Origin of the sequence: Erythrobacter sp. GH1-10 (assembly GCF_045363165.1) — a bacterium.
Lineage (GTDB): Bacteria > Pseudomonadota > Alphaproteobacteria > Sphingomonadales > Sphingomonadaceae > Erythrobacter.
In genome coordinates, this window is the sequence record NZ_JBJFLP010000001.1 from 832551 (window position 1) to 853104 (window position 20554).

The following is a 20554-nucleotide window of genomic DNA, read 5'->3' on the forward strand; positions in this document are numbered from 1 at the left end:
CAAATCCCTATTCCTCTCCGCTGTCGCCAGTGCTTTCCTGACGCGCCACGGCCAGCAAATCCGACGGTGAGTGGATCGCCCCGTCATTGACGATCAGTAAAGGGGTAAGCAACGGATCGAAGCTTTCCGATGGGTTGCCTTCGAGGATAACGAGATCGGCCTCATAGCCCTCGGCAATCCGCCCCACCCGATCGCCTATCCCGAGGGTGTCGGCAGCCTCGTTTGTGGCCATCTGAAGGATCTCCCATCGTTCGATCCCGGCGTCGGTATGCAACTCCATCTCCTCGATGAGGCTCGCGCCCGGTACGACAAAGGGATTGGCCTGATCCGTCCCGAGCGTGAGCGGGACGCCGGCTTCATGAAGCATTCGCACAAACCGCAGCATCTTGGGCCAAACCGCCCGCGCTCGCTCATAGTCATCCGGTTTCCAGCCGAGATCGAAGCGGAATAGGGTCTGCCAATTCTCGATCGAGCGCGGGTGGCCATATTCGAGATGGCGATCGCGGATTTCGGGGATGTCGCCCCAGAATGCTTTCTTGAATGCGATAAGGGTAGCGTCGACGTGCACCTCGTGCTCCGCGAGTGCGGCGATCATCTCGGTGATGAGCGGAGAATCAAGATCTGCGTGCTCCCACCATTCAAAGAACTCAAATGCCCCCGGGCGTTTCTTGTCCAAATACGGCTCGCGTTCGGCTGGCGGAAGGAGCTCGGGCGAAGTCGGCATTGCATGGACGAGGGCGTCGAGGCCGATCTCGGCGGCTTTGTGCCAGTTTACACCCGTATGTGCGACGGTCGAAACTCCTAGAGCATCTGCGGCAGCCTGACCTTCGCGGAGATCCTGTTCTGTAAGCATGGTGTAGAATTTCACCATGTCGACCCCGGCTTCGGCTTGCTCGCGAACCACCAACTCGATCGGTCGATCCTCGGTAACTGGATCGACGAGGCCCTCGAAGCCCATGATCGGGCGGTCGATAACCTCTCCGGCCACCAGCGCCGAGGGTCCCAGCAAAGCGCCTGTCTCTACGGCTTCGCGATAGGCAACGTTGACTTCGGCTTGGCCGCCGGGATTGCGGATCGTCGTGACCCCGAAGGACAGAAGCGTGGCCGCGTGGAAGCGGGTAATTTCATCGTCGTACACGACACTCAGCGCAACGGAGTCGTCGACGCGCTCGGCAACGACCGGTCCAAGGGTGACATGCGCGTGGGTATCGATAAGTCCTGGCATCACGTACCTGCCCTGGAGATCTTCGCGGCGAGCATAGGGTCTTTCCGGGGGCAGTCCGGTGCCGACCGACTCGATGGTTTCACCCTCGATGACGATAAAGCCGTCCTCGTGAATGGTCCGGGACTCGGGATCGACGATCCTGACATTCTCGATGAGGGTCAACTGGCCGGATCGATCCTCCCCTGCGACAGGGGTCGCGCACCCCGCAGCCGCAGCCGCCATCGCCAACACACTGGTCTTCAACTTGATTGAGTTCTGCATGAATTTCTCCTGATCATTCTTCGGCCGAAACGAGATCCGACCAAAACGTCAAACACCCTTGACATAATCCAGGCACCGCATATGTCAAGGACACTTGATATTTTTGGAGTTTGGCTCAATGAGTAAGAAACGACTGCTGGTGGCCTGTTGGGCAATTGTGGCAATGGTCTGGATCGCGATGGGCGTGGGTCTGGCCCTCGGTATGGATACTGGACTGCGCATCGCGTTGGTGACGGCCGCCGCCATTGCCTTGGAGGCCGGTTTCTGGATCACCGCCGCAATCCTCGGCGTGTCGGTGTTCGAGAGCCGGAAGCGAATCTGGCGATACATCACGGGCAAGAGTGGAGATCAGAGTGGAGAGTGAGCAACTTGACGACGAAAGCCCGGCCACACGTCTTCGGCGGAATCGGGCGATCGCCTTTTACTGGAGTGCCGCCTTCGGCCTCGCTCTACTGTTCGCGTTTTCATACGAGTGGGCCGAGAATTTCGGTGGGGTGGCTGCGGCCCTGGTTCCTGTCGCGATACTGAGCCTGTGGTGGGCGCTTTACGCGCGCATGATCTCCGCCCTTGATGAACGAGACCGGGCGATCGAAACCCGCGCAATTGCGGCTGCCGGTGCAGTGACCTTGTGGCTCCTCATCGCATCTATGGCGCTGCATGAGATCGGCGGCCTCTGGGAGCCGCCCATTGCTCTTATCCTTCCGATTGCCGCGCTTCTCTACGCGGCTTTTCGGTTCATCTGGCAGCGCTTCTTCCTGTGAAAAACCGAGTGCGGCAATTTCGGAAGTCGCGGGGCTGGAGTCAGGCCCGACTCGGCGAATTGCTCGGCGTGTCTCGACAGACGATTAACTCAATCGAGACCGGCAAATACGATCCAAGCTTGCCGCTTGCTCTCAAAATTGCGGATCAACTCGATCGGAAAGTCGAGGAAATTTGGGACGTGTCCGACGTCCCCTGAACAGGATCGCCGGAAACCGCATCGAGCGCATCCTGTCTCAAAGCTGGTTGCAATGCCCATGCTTCTGGGGCGGCGATCCGTTCGGTCGCAGTGATCATCCGTGTTTGGGGCATTGCTTGAACATTGCTTCGCTCTAGACACTTGACGTGCGTTCTGATGAGGATGGCGCACGGGAAAGCCTCGCGATCCGCCGGTATCGCATCCCAAAGGCCAGCGGAGATTGCGCGATGCGAATTGCAACTACGGCTCTTGTCCTTGTCGGCCTGCTGGGCCTTGCGCCCGTTCCCGCTTATGCCGGGCGAGGGCAGGACAATGTTTCCGCGACCGAGTGCTCGACTAAGGCTGCGCGGATCGACAAGGATTTCCCGGCCGGAGGCTTCGCCACCTGCTCGGCGAGCGCTCGCCGGAGCTTCCAACTCACCATCGCTCCCGAGGACGAGGGCGAGATCAATTGCAGCGCATGGTATGCCTTTCGCCTGACGCCTCGACGCAAGGGCGAGGTCACCATCGATCTCGACTACACGCGCTGCGGACACCGCTATTGGCCGAAAACGAGCAGCGACGGGATGAACTGGACCCGACTGCCGGAGGAGGCGGTTCAGGTTGCTGGTGAAGGCGACGATCGGAGCGCGCGTCTGTCGTTCGACCTCGGCAAAAAGCCTGTCTTTGTCGCGGCGCAGGAAATCGTTGCTCCATCGGACTACGACGCGTGGCTCGCCCGGCTAGCGAATGCTTCCTCGGCCACGCGCATCACTCTGGGCCAATCGGCCGAGGGCAGGCCGATCGACATGCTCGAAATCGCCGCGCCGGGCAGACAACCGCGCGAAACCATCGTCTTGGTCGGTCGCCAGCACCCACCCGAGGTTACCGGCGCATTGGCGATGCTTCCTTTCGTCGAAACCCTGCTCGAGGATAGCGATCTGGCGAGAGATTTTCGCGCGCGCTTCCGGACGGTGGTGGTGCCGCTGCTCAATCCCGACGGCGTGGTGCACGGCCACTGGCGACACAACACCGGCGGGGTCGATCTCAATCGCGACTGGGGGCCGTTCACCCAGCCCGAAACGCAGTTGATGAATGGCGTACTCGAAAGTATCGCCGCCGATCCCGAGAACGATCTTCAGGTGCTGATCGACTTTCATTCGACCCAGCGCGATGTGTTCTACACCATCCCCGACGAGCTGCCGACCGATCCCGAACTGTTCACCCGCAAATGGCTAGCGCTCTACCAAGAGCGAATGCCGGGATATCCGGTGAACCGCGACGCACGGCACGCAGAGGGTCGTCCGATATCCAAGGCGCATGTCTATGACACGTACGGGGCGCCGGGGATCACCTTCGAAATCGGTGACGAGACCGATCGCGAGCTCATCCGCCGGATCGGGCGCGAGGCGGCGGTAGCGCTGATGGTGACCATGCTCGAGACGCCGCCGCAATAGCGATCAGTCGAGCAACGCCGCGAGCCGCTCGCCGCGTTAAAGGGCATTTCGCTGCTCGCTCGCACGGGGAGTCTGATCGCGCACCTGCAAGAAGAAAGCGAGCGCCCCATCGGCTTTATCATGAGCGGCGCTGCGGCAGCGCGGATCGACTTCGATCACGGCGAGTAATCGGCCCCACCATCAAGACAACCGCGCAAAGAAAAAGGCGGAGCGACCTGAGTCGCTCCGCCTTTTCATTTCCCGCTGGGCCGCGCGTCACATCGTGGCGCGGACACCGAGGAAGAACAGCGTTCCCACCGGGCTGACCGGATAGGCCTGCTCGGTAACGAACGGCTTCTCGTTGAAGACGTTGTTCACGCCGCCGTAGACGTCGAACATGCTGTTCACGTCATAGCTGAAGCTGATGTCGTGAATGAATGTCTCGTCGGTCAAGCCGTTTTCGGGCGAGAACAGGTCGTTCCCCGTGGTGCCGACGCTTTCGATTTCAACCGATCGCAGACCCATGCTGTCGAGATAGGTCGTGCCCCAGGTCACGCTCAGGCCTTCCCAGTCCCAGGTGAATGACGCGCGGCCTGCCCATTCGGGGCGTTGCAGCTCGCCGAGCTCCGGATCGACCAGCGTGAGATCATTTGGATCGATGAAGTCGTCGAGCTTTTCGACCCACGTACCGCTGCCGTTCAGCGTAAAACTGTGGTCGCCGAGATCGAAGCTGTACTGCGCGGCAAATTCGACACCCGCCGTTTCGCGGCGTGCGAAGTTGAGCGTGAACTGTTCAAGGAATACGAAGCCACCGTTCCCGGAACCGCGCGTGATCAGATTGCAGAACTGGTTATCGATCGACGAGCTGTCGACGCAGTTATCGACGATGTCCTGGGCCGGGAACTGGTCGATCGCATTCTCGATCTCGATGTTATAATAATCGACGCTCACGATCAGGCCGGGCAGGAAGCGCGGAGTGATCTGCGTGCCGACCGTCCAGGTGGTCGCGGTTTCCTCTTCGAGATTGGGGTTGCCGGTTACCAGGCCCGAGAATCGTGCGGTGAGCGGATCGACATAGCTGTAGTTCGCTCGATCCGGCGACGCGCCGAAGAACGGGTCGAACCCGATTTCATCGAAGAAGGCAACGCAGTTGTTGAAACGCAGGTCAGCGTTCGGAGCAGCCTGCAAGTTGCCCTCGTCGCAAGGATCGACCGGCCGGAAGAACGCGCCCTGTCCGGGATTGAACAGTTCGTTGATGTTCGGAGCACGGACGGCCTCAGCATAGGTCGCACGGAACAGGATGTCCTCGGTCGGCGCGTAAAGCCCGTTCACATTCCACGAGAAGGTGTTTCCGACCGTTGAGTAGTTCGCGTAACGCGCCGCTGCAGTGAATTCGAGCCTCTCTGCAAGCGGTGCGCCCGAAAGCAGCGGCAAGTTCACTTCGCCGAACAGCTCGTAGACAGTGAACTCGCCACCATCGTTGTTGATCAGCGATTGCGGGTCGAAGACAAGCGAATTCTGCGGGTTGTCGATGTCGCGGATCAAGTCTCCGGCGTTGGCATCGGGGGTCGTAACGGGGATGACCCCGCGCACGAGCGGATCGAAGGTGGAGACGCTCTGTTCTTCCCTAAGCTCGAAGCCGGCGGCGAAGCCGATCGGACCGCCCGGCAATTCGAAGAATGCTCCGGTATCGCCATTGAAGATCGCGCTCACTACGAACTGCTCGAGCTCGAACTCGTTGATCGTGGTCGCGGTGATGAAGTCGATCGCTTCCTGACTTATCGCGCCCACGCCGCCGAGGATGTTGGCCGGTTTGCACTGGCCATCGCCCGGATTGAAGGTGAAAAAGCCAGGATCGCCGCCCGGAATGCCAAATGGCGTGGTCGCCGACGGGGTCGGGTTGATATCCGAGCGGCAGATCGGATTGCCTGAGCCATCCGTCGTCACATCGATCGCGGCGAAGAAGCGATCGAGGATCACCCGGTTCCTGTCGAAAGATACCTGGTTGAACTTCCCGTAGTTTGCCGAAATCTCGTAAGCGAAGTGGTCCGTGATGTCGCCCTTGAGCCCCGCGACGAAACGCCAGGTCTCGTATTCGTTGCGATTGCGGTTAGGCCCCAGATCGGCAGGGTCGCGGGTGATGTAGAAACCTTCTGTCAGGCCGGTATCGAAAAGCGGATCGAAGCCGGCATTGGTGAACCCGAACTGCGGAAGGCTCAGTTCCTCGACAAACGGCTGCAGGTCTGCCGTAATGAATGGGTTGTCGGACCGGATTGTCAGCAGGTCATAGAAGGTGTTCGGCTGGGCCTGGAATTCGGCCGAGCTGGATACATACTTGCCTTCGAAGAAAAACGTCGCTTCCGGCGAAATCTCGAACGTCAGGTTTGCATTGATCGACCAGCGCTCGGTTTCCGGAATGAGTGAATTGACGTCGAAATTGTTCGGGATGCCATCGCCGCCGAACTGGTTGAACAGCCCGGTAATCAGGCCATCCTGATAGACCGAGACGCTGCCATCGGCGTTGATGTTGGCGCAGCCGCCAGCGACACCAAAGGCGCCGGGGTTGAAGGTGCTGTTGTAGCCGACTGCGGACTCAAGACAGTCGGCAACGCCGTTGCCGTTGATATCCGGGCCATCGCTCAGCCCGAGGAAGCCCGGCCCAACGACACCGCCAGCCGAAGATAGCGAGAATCGGGGATCGCCCGCGATGAAACGACGCGGCGCGTTGAGTGCCCGATCGATCAGGGCCTGCTCGGCTGAGGTTGGCGTGAAACCGAGGTCGTCGGTGGGGATGAGTTCGCCGAGGATCGATCCGTTGGCATTGAAGTTGGGCGTATCTGCGCCAAGTTCGCCGGTCTGGAAGAACAGCGCGGGGTTGGCCTGGTCGTCGAAAATACCGTTGTTGCGCGAGAAATCGCGATCACCGAAGCGAAGCTCGTCGCCTTGAGCGTAGGCACCGGAAACCGTGATGTTGCCGCGACCATCGGCAAAGTTCGCGCCCCAGGTCAGGTCGGCATTAATCCGGAAGGAGTCGCCTTCGGAAGAAATGCCTGACTGGACGTTCGCTTCGATGCCCTCGAAATCGTCGCGAAGCACGAAGTTGACAACCCCGGTGACCGCATCGGCACCGTAGACCGATGACGCGCCCCCGGTGAGCACTTCAACTCGCTCAATCAGGGCGGTAGGAATCGAATTGACGTCGACGGACTGCTCGCCCGCCACACCGGAAACGTGACGGCGACCGTTTACCAGCACGAGCGTGCGTTCACGTCCGAGACCGCGAAGGTTCAGAACCGATTGGCCGACGCCCAGCCCACCTGAAAAGACGCCGTCAATCGAGGCGTCGCTGGAGGTCGAAGTCGAAAGCGCCGGGACGTCGCGCAGGACATCGACGACGTCCGACGTACCAGATTGCGTCAGCTCTTCGGCATCGACCGCAAGCACGGGAGCCGGTGAGCCGATGTTGGGATCGCGCGCAATGCGCGAACCGACCACGACGATGCGATTTTCGTCGGTTGCTGCCTGCTCTTCTTGGTCGGCCACTTCCTGCGCCTGCGCGGTGAACGGCATGGCGCTTGCGGCGGCGAGGAGGAGGGCGGTGCGGGAAAGCTTGAGAGAGAGGGGTGTCATAGTCTGTCTTGGCCTTGTTTTGTTGCGACGCAACATGGAAGCCGTCTGGACGTTGGCGAGTCAAGGCAGTTCGGACATAATGCGGACCTGCTGGGACAGTGGTCCCGCGGATGTTGCAAATTTGCCATGTTTGGCGCGCAGCGAGGCTGATTTCGTTGCATCGCTCGGTAACATTCTTGCGTAGCGCGGTCGGCAAGTCGCCCGGCGCGCGTCACTCGCTCTTGTAGACTTCGCCCTGCTTCATAACGAAGGTCACGTCTTCCATCAGCGCAATATCCGCCAGCGGATTGCCGTCGACAGCGATGATGTCGGCCGATGCCTGCGGCGCAATGACGCCGATCTTGCCCTTTTGCCCCAGTGCATCGGCGGCGTTGGCGGTCGCCGCACGCAGCGCCTCGGCTTCTGTCATCCCGAAGCGCACCATCCGCGAAAGCTGCTTGGCATTGTCGCCGTGCGGATAGACGCCGGCATCGGTGCCGAGCACCATCTTCACACCCGCCCTGTGCGCCTTGCGGAAGTTCTCGCGCTGAGTCTGGCCGGTGATGCGTTCCTTTTCGAGACTTTCGGGAAGGATCCCCATCTCCGCCCCGACCCCGAGAATGAATTCGGTGACGTAGATGTCCATCGACAGGTAGGCGCCCTTCTCCTTCGCGAGCCGGATGCCTTCATCGTCGATGAAGCTAGCGTGTTCGATCGTATCGATTCCGGCCTTGAGCGCGTTGACGATGCCTTCGGCCCCGTGTGCATGGCTCGCGACCTTGAGACCGTGGCTGTGTGCCTCGTCGGCGAGCGCGGTCAGTTCTTCCAGCGTGTATTGCGGCGCGCCGACCTTGGTGCCCTTGGACAGGACGCCGCCGGTCGAGCAGGTCTTGATGAGGTCGACCCCGAACTTGTTGTTCTTGCGAACCGATGCTCGCACCGCCCATGGGCCGTCGGCGACATTCTCGCCGCTCGCTTCGTATTCGGGTGGCAGCAAGTTGTTGTCCGAGCAGTGGCCGCCGGTGATGCCGATCGGCGGGCCGGAAACGAACATGCGCGGACCGGGAATGTCGCCTTCGTTGATCGCATCGCGCAGCGCGACATCGCCGAAACTGCCCGCGCCGACATTTCGTACCGTGGTGAACCCGGCCATCAACGTCGTCTGCGCGTTGACTACGCCGCTGATGACCGCGCGTTCGTCCGAAATAGCCAGTGCGCCATAGCCCTGCACATCGTGATCGCTCGTCAGGTGGACGTGCATATCGATCATTCCTGGCAGGATCGTCTTGCCCGTCAGGTCGATATAGCGGGCGTCCTCGATCCGGGGAGCTTCGCCAGTTGCTACGGCCTCGATCACGCCATCCACGATGGTGATCACCGGGTCGTCGACCAGCGTCCCGCGCTCGACATCGACCATCGCATCGGCGGTCAGCACCACGGTATCGGCGAGCGCTGCCGTACTGCACGTGGCGAGTGCGGTTGCGACGAAGGCGAGGCGGGTCAAGTGCAAGTGACGTCTCCGGTTTGGCTGGAATGGCTAAGCGAAGCGCAGAGGCGTACCAGCTTTGCCGGAAACGGCAATCCCGGGCCCTTGGGCCAGTCTAGTTTGCCTTGAAGATATACACCGGGCCGAGGTCGATCTGCTGCTGCGATCCGCCGAAATACAGCTGCAGCTCGGCGCCGCCGGGCGTGTAGTCGCGCGGGGCCTCGGTCTGGATCTTTATCAGCTGCCAGTTCTCGCCGACCTTGAAACGGTTCGCGGCAAAGCTCTCGAAGGGCGGGGCGGTGCCTTGTATGCGCGAAGCTGCCACGCCCTTGCCATCCGCTGCCGAAGTGCCGATCGTGCGCGCGGCAATCGCGATGGTCAGCTTATCGCCCTTGGCGATCGCCTGTTCGATCGGAACGGTCGCGTAGAGGTCGGTCAACTGCGTGCCCGGCTGCGCCACTTCGAAACGGGTCGCCTTCATCATCCAGATCTCGGGCTCGTCACGGTTGGAATAGGTTCCGGCGGAACCGCCGAACTTCCAGGTGGCTTGGCCGGGATTGTTCAGAAGCGCACCGGTTCCCTCTAGCCCATCAGGCATTTCAAGTTCGGGCACGTCGGCCCGCGCTGCAGCGACAGTGACAGGGCCCTCGCCCGCTATCTGGGTCGCGCCAGAGACGACGATCGCCTGTCCGATATCGATAATCTGCCGAGTGCGGCCAAACTGCAGCGCTACAATGCCGTCGCGGGTGCCAAGCGAAAACTCCGCCTCTGCCGTGACCTCATACCATTGCCAGTCGCTCCCGATCGACAGCGTTTCTTCACCGAAGCCGGGAAATGGCGCAGCGTTCTCCTGGAAGCGCACACGCAGTACCCCGCGGCCATCATCCGTATCGGCCTCGATTGTGCGGGCATAGAAACCGATGGTGATCTCGTCGCCGCGATTTACCTTCTTGGTCAGCGGCACGTTAGTGCCGGAGGTGTAAATGAACTCGTCGGCACGCTTGATCTCGAAACGACGCGCCGCGCCCCCACCGGGAATGGTTTCGTCGACGATGGCGCTCGCCTCAAGATCGGGCCCGTAGCTTTGCCAGTCGATGCGCGACGGATCATTGACCAGCTCGCCGGGCAACTGCGCATCGAGCGCTTTCAAGTCCGCAGTATCCTCAGCGAGGAGCGGTACGGTTGAGATGGTACCGGCTCCGATCAGCGATGCGACAACGATAGCCTTCAGTTGCGACTTCATCATGCTTTCCTCGTACCCAAGCGTCCCCGTCCGGTCCCGAGGACCTCGATCCTGGATGGGTTTATAATCTGTCCTAAGCTCATCAATTCAGCTTGCTAAACCTACGGCTATCCGGACTGACCGATCAGGCCGCTTTGGCCGGACAATACTTAGCCAGATAGTCGCCGTGACCCGGCATGTGCTGGACTAGGAACCGGATCGAGGCCTCCATTTCGTCTAGCTCCTTACGGGTTTGCGCGTCGTCGAGCGCGTCTGCCATCGCGTTGTGCTCGCGCATCTCGATGCCCTGGCCCATCATCACAGCCGCCCAACTCGTTTCGGTAAACAATTCGTCCTCTTCACGGAAGATTTGCCCGTTGGCCTTGAACAGTTCGATCTTTTCGGTGAGCGTATCGGGCACATCCATCGTCCGGACATAATTCCAGAAATCCGAGTCATCGCGCGTCGTGGCATTGTAATGCAGAATGAGGAAATCCCTGATGCGGGCGTATTCGCGTAGCGTCAGCCGATTGAAAGCATCTTCCTGCGCCTGAGTAATCCCGTCGAGCGTCAGCATCGAAAGCAGCTTATTGATACCTGTGTGAACAAGATGGATCGAGGTGGACTCGAGCGGCTCCATGAAACCAGCCGAAAGCCCCAGTGCGATCACATTCTTGTTCCAGAATTTCTTGCGGTGACCAGTGACGAAGCGGAGGAAATTCGGTTCTGCCTGAGGCTTGCCCTTGATGTTTCCGACGAGAATATCGAGCGCTTCCTGATCCTCCATGAAATCGCTGCAGTAAACGTGTCCGTTGCCATTGCGATGCTGCAGCGGAACCTGCCACTGCCATCCGGCCCTGTGCGCGGTTGCGCGCGTGAAGGGCGGAGGAGGGCTGCCGTCTTCGCGTTTGCACGGCAGAGCGACGGCGCGGTTGCATGGAAGCCAATGGGTCCACTCTTCGTATCCGGTCTCAAGCGCCTGTTCGATCAGAAGGCCGCGGAAACCGGAGCAATCGATGAACAGGTCACCCCCAATTTCTTTGCCGCTTTCGAGGCGAACCGACACCACGTGGCCCTTCTCGGGATCGAGTTTCACGTCGTCGATCCTTCCTTCCTGCCGGACGACGCCGCGCGCCTCGGCATATTTGCGTAGGAAGCGCGCATATTGGCCAGCGTCGAGATGGTAGGCGTAATTGAGAGGCGGTAGATCGTCGCGCTGTTTCTGGTAATCCGCCGACCGCATGAACTTGCCGAAATAGGCCGCCATGGTCTCTGCATTGAAGACCTGGATCGGGCGATTGTCTCCCGCAGTGGCCAGTCGGTGCCAGACGTGATGGAACGAGATTCCTCCCATCGCGTATCCGTAGGCACCGAACGGGTGGATGTAGCTGTCGCCGATCTTGCCCCAGTTTTCGAACTGGATCCCGAGTTTGAACGAACCCTGGATTTCCGCGAGCAATTCACGCTCGTCGATTTCGAGCAGTTGGTTGAATTCGACAAAGGGCGGGATGGTCGCTTCGCCGACGCCGACTGTACCGATCGCTTCGGATTCTATGAGGGTGATTTGCAGGTCGCTGTTGCGCTGTAAGCGCGACAAGGCTGCCGCCGCCATCCAGCCCGCGGTCCCCCCGCCGACGATGATAATATTTTTGATCGCCATGTTTTCCTCTGTCGCGACGCTCGCGCCTGTCCAATGAATACGTATGTGCAGGTGTGGGGAAAATCCCACACCCCTCAGTGTGCAATGTGAAGGATATATTGCAAGTCTTGTGAACGCTAACATTTTTCGCTACGCCTTCCAAAGTCCACAAAGGGCACGAACCCGAAAAGGGGTCTTGGGGAGGTTTAAAAATTCATATGAAGACGGCTCGTATTGCGCCTTCGCGGCGCTTCTTCGCGTTAAGCACGGCATCCGGACTTGCGATGTCGGCTATGATCGCGACTCCTGCGATCGCACAGGATATCGATGAGGAGGGCACCGAAGAAGAAGTCGCTATTACCGGTGACGGCAATGTCATCGTTGTTACCGGTTTCAAGGCGGCGCTCGAGAATGCGCAGAATATCAAGCGCGACTCGGATACGTTTGTCGACGCGATTACCGCGGAGGATATCGGGGCGCTGCCCGACCGTTCGGTCGCAGAAGCATTGCAGCGCGTCCCCGGCGTCAACATCGGTCGCTTCGAAAAGCCGACCGATCCCGATCGTTTCTCGGTCGAGGGTACAGGGGTTATCGTGCGCGGTTTGCCGTTCGTGCGTTCGGAACTCAATGGCCGTGATATCTTCTCGGCGACCGGCGGGCGCTCGCTTAGCTTCAATGACGTGTCGCCGGAGCTTCTAGGTCGCGTCGAAGTCTTCAAGAACGTTACGGCGGACATGATCGATGGCGGCATTGCCGGCACCGTGAATCTCGTGACGCGCAAGCCGCTGGACAATCCCGGCACGCGCCTCGCGGGTTCGATCGAAGGTAACTACGGCGATCTGCGCGAAGAATGGTCCCCGGGCTTTTCGGTTCTCGGTTCGACCGTTTACGAAAGTCCCGGCGGTTCGCAAATCGGCTTCCAGCTGGCTTACAGCAAGAACGAGCTGAAGAGCCGCACTGACGCTTCGCAGATTACCGATCCGTGCTACCGCGATCCTGCTCTCAATGCCGGTTGTATCCGCGCGCTGTCCGTAGGTTCGGGCGGCTTTGTAGGCGATCCCAATTTCGAACCTGATAATTTCCCGCCTGCGGGATCACTGCTCACTCCTCAAGCGGCTGGAGTTCGCACGACTGATCTTGATCGCGATCGGGAAGCGTGGTCCGCAGTTCTCCAGTACGAAGACCCGACCGGCGACTTCGTGGCGACGTTCGAGTGGCTGCGTTCCGATACATCGTTCTCGACAGAAGAATTCGCCCTTTTGGGCCGCATCGACAGCGGCGTTGCCTATCCCGTTCAGGCTCCAGGCAGCACATGGCAGTTCGACAGTAATGGCGTTTTCCAGAGCGGCGTGCTGACTCAGCCGATCTTTGGGGGGCCAAACAGTCCTGCCGTCACGCCGCAACCGGTTCAAATTAGCCCGTTCGGTGGCGTTCCGCTCGATTCGCTGCGGTTCCTGCGTGACACGGATTCGCGGACCGAAGATTTTGCCTTTGATATCAAGTGGAACGTGACCGAACGTCTGCGTGTCAATTTCGAAGCGCAATCGATCAGCTCCGATTTGGCACGCGATTCCGTTTTCGGTGCGATGAGTACCTGGGCGGATATCGCAATCGACGCCACCGGCACGGTGCCCCAGATCGAGTTTCTCGCTCCGACCGGTGTCAACCCGACGATCAATCCGTCGACGGCCCCGGCAGACTATTTCTCTAGTGGGTTCTACACCTATTATTGGTTCGGTCTCGACAGCCGCGAGAAGAACGAAGGCGATCTCGAAAGCCTGCGTTTCGATGTCGAGTACGACATCAGCGATACGGGATTCTTCAAGAGCGCGCGCTTCGGTGCACGCTGGGCAGAGCGCGATCGTACCACCCGCAACACCAATTTCAGCACGTGGGGCAACCTGTCCGCTCCGTGGGCGGGCCGCGCGGGCTGCGCTCCGTGGGGTGAAGGGCCGGGCTGTCAGCCGGGTGCTGTCGGTACGACCAATTATGGATGGGGTACGCCCGGCTTCACTCCGGGCCGCTTCTGGAACAACGCTCTTGGTACAGACGCCAATGGCCTGTTCAATGCCGCGATTGGCGTAACCAACGCGTTCGATGGCGCTGCAGGCGGCGCCTACACCGACGAGTTTCCCGAATATTCGCAGATCCGCAATCCGTTCGCGGATGGGTTCCAGCGCGGCAATGCACCAACCCCGATCCCCAACGGAGCTGCCTGGTTCTATGGCGGTGACGATTTCCTCGCCGACTATCTGAATGGTGAAATCGATCCCCAGTGGGATGAAATCACGACCTTTTCGCAAACGCCGGAACGTTTCAATCTCGGCGTGAATGGCCGGTTCTTTACCGATCCTCTCACCGGCGAGGTCATTCCTTGCGACATTGAAGGCGTGTATTGCCCAGGCGAGATTTCGACGGTCACCGAAGTTACCAATGCGGCCTATGCCCGCATCGATTTCGGCCACGATTTTTCCAATGGTTGGAACTTCGAAGGCAACATCGGGCTTCGTTATGTCGAAACAGAGGTCTCGACTGCCGGTCGGATCGGCTTCCCTGACCCTGGCCGTTTCGACGATCCCAGCGTCAGTGCCGTCGCAAATGGTGACGGTGTCGTTCAGGTCGCCGAGATCGAAGCAGTGTGCCAGGTTACTGGTGGGCCACAGCGTGGGTTCTGCGAACCCGAGTTTGCCTCGCGTCTAGGCGAGTTCGCCGCCGTGCATACCGGCGAAGTCCTGATCGACGATCGGGATATCGTTTTCGAACACTGGCTTCCGAGCTTCAACGCAAAGCTGGATGTCGGTGATGGCCTGCTGTTCCGCTTTGCCGTATCGAAGGGCATTTCGCGACCCGATCTCCAGTTGTTCCGGGCCGGGGGCGGAATCTTTGACAATACGGCAGCATTGCTTGCTGCGGATAACCTCGCAGACGGCCCGATGTTCGCCCTAGAGACCGGCAACCGGAACCTGCGTCCGATTGAATCGTGGAACTATGACGTCTCGGCGGAATGGTATTTCAGCGATGTCGGCTCGCTCACGGCGTCCTTCTTCCTTAAGGATATCCAGGGCTTCATCGATACCGGCTTTACGCTGGTCGATTACACCAGCCCGAGCGGTGCGACCGCGGAGGTCAATGTCAAAGGTCCGTCGAATACCCAGGATGGCAATCTTTACGGGTTCGAGGTCACGTACCAGCAGACCTTCGATTTCCTTCCGGGCTTGCTGGACGGTTTCGGTGCGCAGTTCACCTACACGTATGTGAACGGCGACGATTTCTCGAACCCGACGCTTTCGGATGTTGGCCAGTCGTCGATTACGACCGCAACGAATGAGCTCAACTCGGGCGCGTTTGTGGCGCAACAACCGCTTGCCGGGATCTCGGAGCACACGATTAACGCAACCTTGTTCTACGAGAGGGGGCCATTCGCGGCGCGTGCCGCGTACAACTGGCGCTCGGAATATCTTATCACTCCGCGTGACGATATCTTCCCGTTCTCGCCGATCTGGCAGGACGATACCGGTCAACTCGATGCGTCGATCTTCTACTCGGTGACCGACTATCTCAAGCTCGGCGTCCAGGGCGTCAACCTGTTGGATGAGGTCACCACAACCTCGCAGGTCGTCGATTTCGACGGCACGCGTATCACCCGCTCGGCGTTCCGCAACGACCGACGGTTCACGTTCCTCGCTCGGTTCGACTTCTAGGGGTAGGAACTCGAACGAACGAGATGAGGAGGGGGCTTTGCATGGGGGCAGGGTCCCCTCCTTCTCTATCCGGCGCCGACACGGACAGTGTGGGCCCGACATCCGGGCGTGCATCCCGGCGGTGACAACACGATAGAATTCGTATTAAGGGGCCGATCGGGGGATCGGTTGAAGACGGGAATACGATGGCAAGGCGCCGTAATTCAGTAACCATCCGCGATGTTGCGGAAGATGCCGGGGTGTCGCTGCAGACGGTCAGCCGCGTCATCAATGATGAACCGAATGTGCGGCCGCAGATGCGCAATCGGGTGCAATCCTCGATCGACAAGCTGGGCTATGTGCCCTCGATCGCGGCGCAGCGCATGAGCGGTTCGCGCAGCTACCTGATCCTCGCGATCAACGATCGCGAACGCACGCTGGCCGACTGGCGCGAGCGTCAGGGGACGGACTGGGTCGACCAGATGCTGCTCGGCGGTACGCTCACGTGCCAGAAACACGGCTATCGCATGATCGTCGAACTGGTCGACACCCACGCCGACCATGTCGAACGCGAACTCGGCGCGACCGTCGCCGCGCTGCAACCCGATGGAGTGATCCTGACCCCGCCGCACTCGGAAAACCCGCAAATCACGCGGTTGCTGGCCGAGCGTAACATCCCGTTCGCGCGGATCGGTTCGGTCGAGGAAGGCCCGGGAATCCGGCTCACGATGAGCGATGCCGAAGCCGCACACGCGGCGACATCTCGCCTGATCGAGCTTGGACATCGCACCATCGCAATGATTGGCGGGCCCACGAATTATAGCCTGAGCGGCTGGCGTATCGACGGCTGGAAGCAGGCGATGGAGGAGCACGATCTTCCGACCGACGGTCTGTGCGAGCGCGGCGACTTCGGTTTCGCTTCGGGAGCGCAAGCGGCGCGCAAGCTCCTGGATCGCCACCCCGATCTCACCGCGATCATCGGCAGCAGCGACCAGATGACGCTCGCAGCGCTCGAAGTCCTGCGCGATCGCGGTATGGACGTACCAAAGGATATCTCTCTGATTTCCTTTGACAACACACCGATCGTGCGCTTCACGCAGCCGCCATTCACCGCAGTAGATCAGCCGATTGCCGAGACCGTTTCGATTGCGGTCGAGCATCTGATCAATGCCGCGAAGGCACCGCCGGTTCGCAATGTAATCGACGTGCCCGCGCAACTGGTCGAACGCGCCTCGACCGGGCCCGCGCCGCAATCGAGGTGAACGAGGCGGCCCAGCCAGCCACTCGGCAACCCGTGTGGTTCCTCGTCCTGTTCGCGCTGGCGGCGGGCGGAGGAGCCATCGCCTACGTTCCTCTGCTGACAGTGCTGCTGCCACTCAAAGTGACCGCGCTCATGGGTGCCGAGGATGTCCCGTCGCTGGCCAGAACCACCTTCTACGGCGCGATTATCGCGAGCCTAGCGAACATCGCATTCGGCATGGCGAGCGACCGCAGCGGAACCCGCTTGCCGTGGGTGCTGACCGGACTGATCTCGTCGAGCGTGCTGCTGCTGATGATCGGCCGGGCCGGTTCGCTGATCGAACTCATCCTGCTGGTGATGGCGTGGCAGATGTGCCTCAATATGATGCTCGGTCCGCTGCTGGCTTGGGCCGGGGACTGCGTTCCCGACAGCCAGAAGGGTCTGCTCGGCGGCCTTCTCGCGATCGCGCCCGCCATGGGCGCGCTGGCCGGTTCGCTCGTCACTTTCGAAAGCGTGGTGGCCGAAGAGTATCGCATGTTCACCGTTGCATTGCTGGTTATCGTACTCGTGCTCCCGGTCGTGATGTTTGGTCGCGGTCGCGAACTGCCCGAACTCACGCGCCCGGTCTCGAAGATCGAGAAGGCCTCAACCGACCAACTTCGGAAGCGCACCGCTGTAAGCCGGATGTGGCTTGCCCGCTTCCTGGTCCAGATATCCGAAGCCGGCCTGTTCGCTTTCCTGCTCTTTTGGCTGCGCTCGATCACGCAGGATTTTCACGAAAACACCGCGGCCAACATCTTCAGTGCGGTGCTTGTCGTATCGATCCCGCTTTCGCTGCTGATTGGCCGCTGGTCGGATCGCCACGCCAGACCGATCCTGCCGCTTGCCGCTTGCGCTGCCATGGCGGGGATAGGTCTCAGCATCATGGCTATTTCTTTCGAATTGCCGCTCGCGATCACGGGGTACGTCGTGTTCGGGATTGCGGCTTCGATCTTTCTCTCGCTTCATACGGGACAGACTCTGCGCGTCCTGCCGTTACCGCAGCATCGTGGGCGCGATCTCGGACTTTTCAACCTTACTAACACGATCCCTTCGATCGTAATGCCCTGGCTCACGCTGACACTCGTGCCAGGCTTCGGCTTTTCCGCTCTGTTCGTCTTGTTCGCCGGTCTGGCCATCATGGCGGCCGTGCTGTTGGCGACGATTCCGCGCCGCTCATGAAGGCTTGATTTTTGACCGGACGCGTGCAACGACAGGCGATCTTGTGAACGTTCTCAAAGAGGGGGCGTAACAAGCGTTCTGGGTCTTGGGAGGGACTTTCAAAAATGCGTAATCCAGCGCGGTTGATGGCGGCCAGTGCTCTTGCCGGAGTGGTTTCTGCATGCGCCGGGGCTCCGGTCGAGACGGCGGCGAGCGCGCCGCCTCCGGCAATTGAAGCGGTATCGGCAGAGGATGCCGCCGAACAGCAGATCGCCGATCTCATTTCGCGTATGTCGCTTGAACGCAAGGTCGCGCAGCTCATCCAGCCCGATATCTCTGCGATCACCCCCGCCGATGTCGAGAAGTACCGATTCGGCTCGGTGCTCAATGGCGGCAATTCGGGACCCAACGGCAACGACCTTTCGCCTCCGCAGGATTGGCTCAAGCTGGCCGACGCCTTCTGGGAAGCGTCGACCAAGCCGCTACCCAATGGCGAACCTGCGATCCCGACCATCTGGGGTACGGATGCCGTTCACGGACATGCGAATATCCCCGGCGCGACCATCTTTCCGCACAACATCGCTCTCGGCGCGACCGGCGATCCCGACCTGATCCGACTGATCGGTGCCGCGACCGCGACCGAGATCGAAGTCACCGGGATTGACTGGACCTTTGCCCCGACAGTTGCGGTGGCCCGCGACGACCGTTGGGGGCGCACCTATGAAAGCTATTCCGAAGACCCTTCGCTGGTCGCGAAGATGGGTGTTGCGATGGTCGAGGGGCTACAGGGAAAACCCGGCTCCGAGGACTTCCTTGGCAAGGGCCGCGTGATCGCCACCGCCAAGCACTTCTTCGGTGATGGGGGCACCGAGCAGGGCGTCGACCAGGGCGATGTGAACGGCGATATCGAGGACCTGAAGAAAATCCACGTTTCGCCCTATCCGCCAGCGATCCGTGCCGGGCTCGGCTCGGTGATGGCGAGCTTCAATTCGATCAACGGCCAGAAGATGCATGGCAACAAGGCCTTGCTGACAGACTTGCTGCGCGACGAAATGGGCTTTGACGGGCTGGTCGTCGGCGATTGGAACGGCCACGGCCAGATCAAGGGGTGCACCAACACCGATTGCCCGCAGGCGCTGCTTGCGGGGCTCGATGTCTATATGGTGCCCGAGGACTGGAAAGGCCTCTACGAGACGCTGCTCGAACAGGTTCGCGATGGCACGGTGCCCGAAGCCCGCGTCGACGAGGCTGTCGCCCGGGTGCTTCGCATCAAGCAGCGCGCCGGGATCCTCGATAGCGAAGTGAAGCCCTCGCTGCGTGCCAATGCCGGGCGCTGGGACAAGCTCGGCTTCGGGCCGCATCGCGGGGTGGCTCGCGAGGCTGTCGCCAAGTCGATGGTTATCCTCAAGAATAACGGCGTTCTGCCGCTCAAGGAAAACGCGAATATCGTTGTCGCTGGCAGCGCGGCGGACAGCATCGCCCAGCAATCGGGCGGATGGACGCTGACCTGGCAAGGCGGCGGCGAATTGACCAATGCCGATTTTCCGGGCGCGACTTCGATCTTTGCCGGGATCGAGCAAGTCGCTGCAGAGGCCAATGCGGCGGTGACGCTGTCGTCCGACGGCGAAGTGAAAACAGCTGGCGCTCCCGATGTCGCGATCGTCGTGTTCGGCGAAGAGCCCTACGCCGAGTTTGTCGGCGACCGAAAGGACCTCGCCTTCCGCGATGAAGAGGGCCTCAAGCTACTTCGGAGCTTCAAGGACCGGGGAATTCCGACTGTCGCGGTGTTCCTCTCGGGCCGTCCGATGTGGGTCAATCGCGAACTCAATCTTGCCGATGCCTTCGTAGCCGCGTGGCTTCCAGGCAGCGAGGGCGCGGGCGTTGCCGACATCTTGTTTGGCAAGAAGCCCGCGACCGGGCGCCTGTCGTTCACCTGGCCCGCCGACTGCAACGGTGAACCGCTCAACAGCCCCGATGGGGCGCTGTTCCCGTTCGGTTTCGGTCGCTCGCTCGACGACACATCGCCGCTCGGCACGCTTAGCGAGGAGTGCGCCGCGCTAACCGCCGGTGGCGGATCGGACTGGTTTACGGCTGGCCGCCTCGCAGACCGCGTCAAGGCACTGTCGAAGGGCACCGAACTGCCGGATCTACGCGGACAGGCGGGCGGCGTCGTTGCCCGCGGGATCGATCGCAATGCGCAGGAAGACGCGCGCTCGATCACGTTCGGCCCGAATACGGCACTCGAATTCAGCGGACCGCAGGGCGGGACCGCTTATCGTATCGAGTATCTCGTGGCCCAGCGCCCGGCCGGAACCGTGGAACTCGCCAGCAATGGCGCCACGCTCGACATAACGCAGGAGCTTTCGGTCGCCGAGGGCAAGGGCTGGCGTGAAATGGTGTTGACCGAGAAGTGCCTCGCGGGGCTCAGCAACGCGCTCACGATCCGGTCGGAAGCACCGTTCACGATCCAGATCTACGCGATTGCGCGCGAAGATGCGGCCGAAGGGGCGGAGTGCTCCTTCTGATCGCGCAGACGAATGCTTGTGGACGTGGCGACGCTATGCGCTAGTCCTGTTGGAAATGGGATCCGGGCAAGGGCCGAGAAGAGCCGATGCCCCA

Annotated in this window: 13 protein-coding genes; 8 read left to right on the forward strand and 5 right to left on the reverse strand. The window is 60.7% G+C overall.

Annotated elements, in window-relative coordinates; genetic code table 11:
* Positions 1–7: 7 nt before the first annotated feature.
* Positions 8–1486, reverse strand: a complete 1479-nt coding sequence (locus tag ACI5KX_RS04165) for an amidohydrolase family protein (RefSeq protein ID WP_406809411.1) — start codon at positions 1484–1486, stop codon at positions 8–10.
* Positions 1487–1580: 94 nt separating this feature from the next.
* Between ACI5KX_RS04165 and ACI5KX_RS04170 the strand changes: the two genes are divergently transcribed.
* The 4 genes from ACI5KX_RS04170 (at position 1581) to ACI5KX_RS04185 (ending at position 3880) form a co-directional block, all read left to right on the forward strand.
* Complete coding sequence (locus ACI5KX_RS04170; RefSeq protein ID WP_406809412.1) at positions 1581–1850, forward strand: hypothetical protein; 270 nt, start codon at positions 1581–1583, stop codon at positions 1848–1850.
* Positions 1840–2247, forward strand: coding sequence for a hypothetical protein (locus tag ACI5KX_RS04175; protein ID WP_406809413.1), 408 nt, complete (start codon positions 1840–1842; stop codon positions 2245–2247). The genes ACI5KX_RS04170 and ACI5KX_RS04175 overlap by 11 nt, the downstream gene beginning before the upstream one ends.
* A gap of 8 nt (positions 2248–2255) precedes the next feature.
* Positions 2256–2444: a helix-turn-helix transcriptional regulator gene (locus tag ACI5KX_RS04180; RefSeq protein WP_406811317.1), complete on the forward strand. Its 189-nt coding sequence runs from the start codon at positions 2256–2258 to the stop codon at positions 2442–2444.
* A 227-nt stretch (positions 2445–2671) separates the two neighbouring features.
* Positions 2672–3880, forward strand: coding sequence for a M14-type cytosolic carboxypeptidase (locus tag ACI5KX_RS04185; protein ID WP_406809414.1), 1209 nt, complete (start codon positions 2672–2674; stop codon positions 3878–3880).
* Between the two features lie 255 nt (positions 3881–4135).
* On the opposite strand, the gene ACI5KX_RS04190 is transcribed toward ACI5KX_RS04185, so the two are convergent.
* The 4 genes from ACI5KX_RS04190 to ACI5KX_RS04205 form a co-directional block, all read right to left on the reverse strand.
* A complete protein-coding gene (locus tag ACI5KX_RS04190) occupies positions 4136–7489 on the reverse strand; it encodes a TonB-dependent receptor domain-containing protein (protein ID WP_406809415.1) in 3354 nt (1117 codons plus the stop codon).
* 211 nt (positions 7490–7700) lie between these two features.
* Positions 7701–8972: an amidohydrolase family protein gene (locus ACI5KX_RS04195; RefSeq protein ID WP_406809416.1), complete on the reverse strand. Its 1272-nt coding sequence runs from the start codon at positions 8970–8972 to the stop codon at positions 7701–7703.
* A 97-nt stretch (positions 8973–9069) separates the two neighbouring features.
* On the reverse strand, positions 9070–10197 hold the full coding sequence (locus tag ACI5KX_RS04200; RefSeq protein WP_406809417.1) for a hypothetical protein: 1128 nt from the start codon (positions 10195–10197) through the stop codon (positions 9070–9072).
* 124 nt (positions 10198–10321) lie between these two features.
* Positions 10322–11836, reverse strand: a complete 1515-nt coding sequence (locus ACI5KX_RS04205; protein WP_406809418.1) for a tryptophan halogenase family protein — start codon at positions 11834–11836, stop codon at positions 10322–10324.
* Between the two features lie 272 nt (positions 11837–12108).
* On the opposite strand from ACI5KX_RS04205, the gene ACI5KX_RS04210 reads away from it, so the two are divergent.
* The 4 genes from ACI5KX_RS04210 (at position 12109) to ACI5KX_RS04225 (ending at position 20460) form a co-directional block, all read left to right on the forward strand.
* Positions 12109–15516, forward strand: coding sequence for a TonB-dependent receptor domain-containing protein (locus ACI5KX_RS04210; RefSeq protein WP_406809419.1), 3408 nt, complete (start codon positions 12109–12111; stop codon positions 15514–15516).
* A gap of 185 nt (positions 15517–15701) precedes the next feature.
* Entirely contained in the window at positions 15702–16757 is a 1056-nt protein-coding gene (locus ACI5KX_RS04215; protein ID WP_406809420.1) for a LacI family DNA-binding transcriptional regulator, read from the forward strand.
* A complete protein-coding gene (locus ACI5KX_RS04220; protein WP_406809421.1) occupies positions 16754–17956 on the forward strand; it encodes an MFS transporter in 1203 nt (400 codons plus the stop codon). The genes ACI5KX_RS04215 and ACI5KX_RS04220 overlap by 4 nt, the downstream gene beginning before the upstream one ends.
* Positions 17957–18060: 104 nt before the next feature.
* Positions 18061–20460, forward strand: coding sequence for a glycoside hydrolase family 3 N-terminal domain-containing protein (locus ACI5KX_RS04225; RefSeq protein WP_406809422.1), 2400 nt, complete (start codon positions 18061–18063; stop codon positions 20458–20460).
* Positions 20461–20554: the final 94 nt, after the last annotated feature.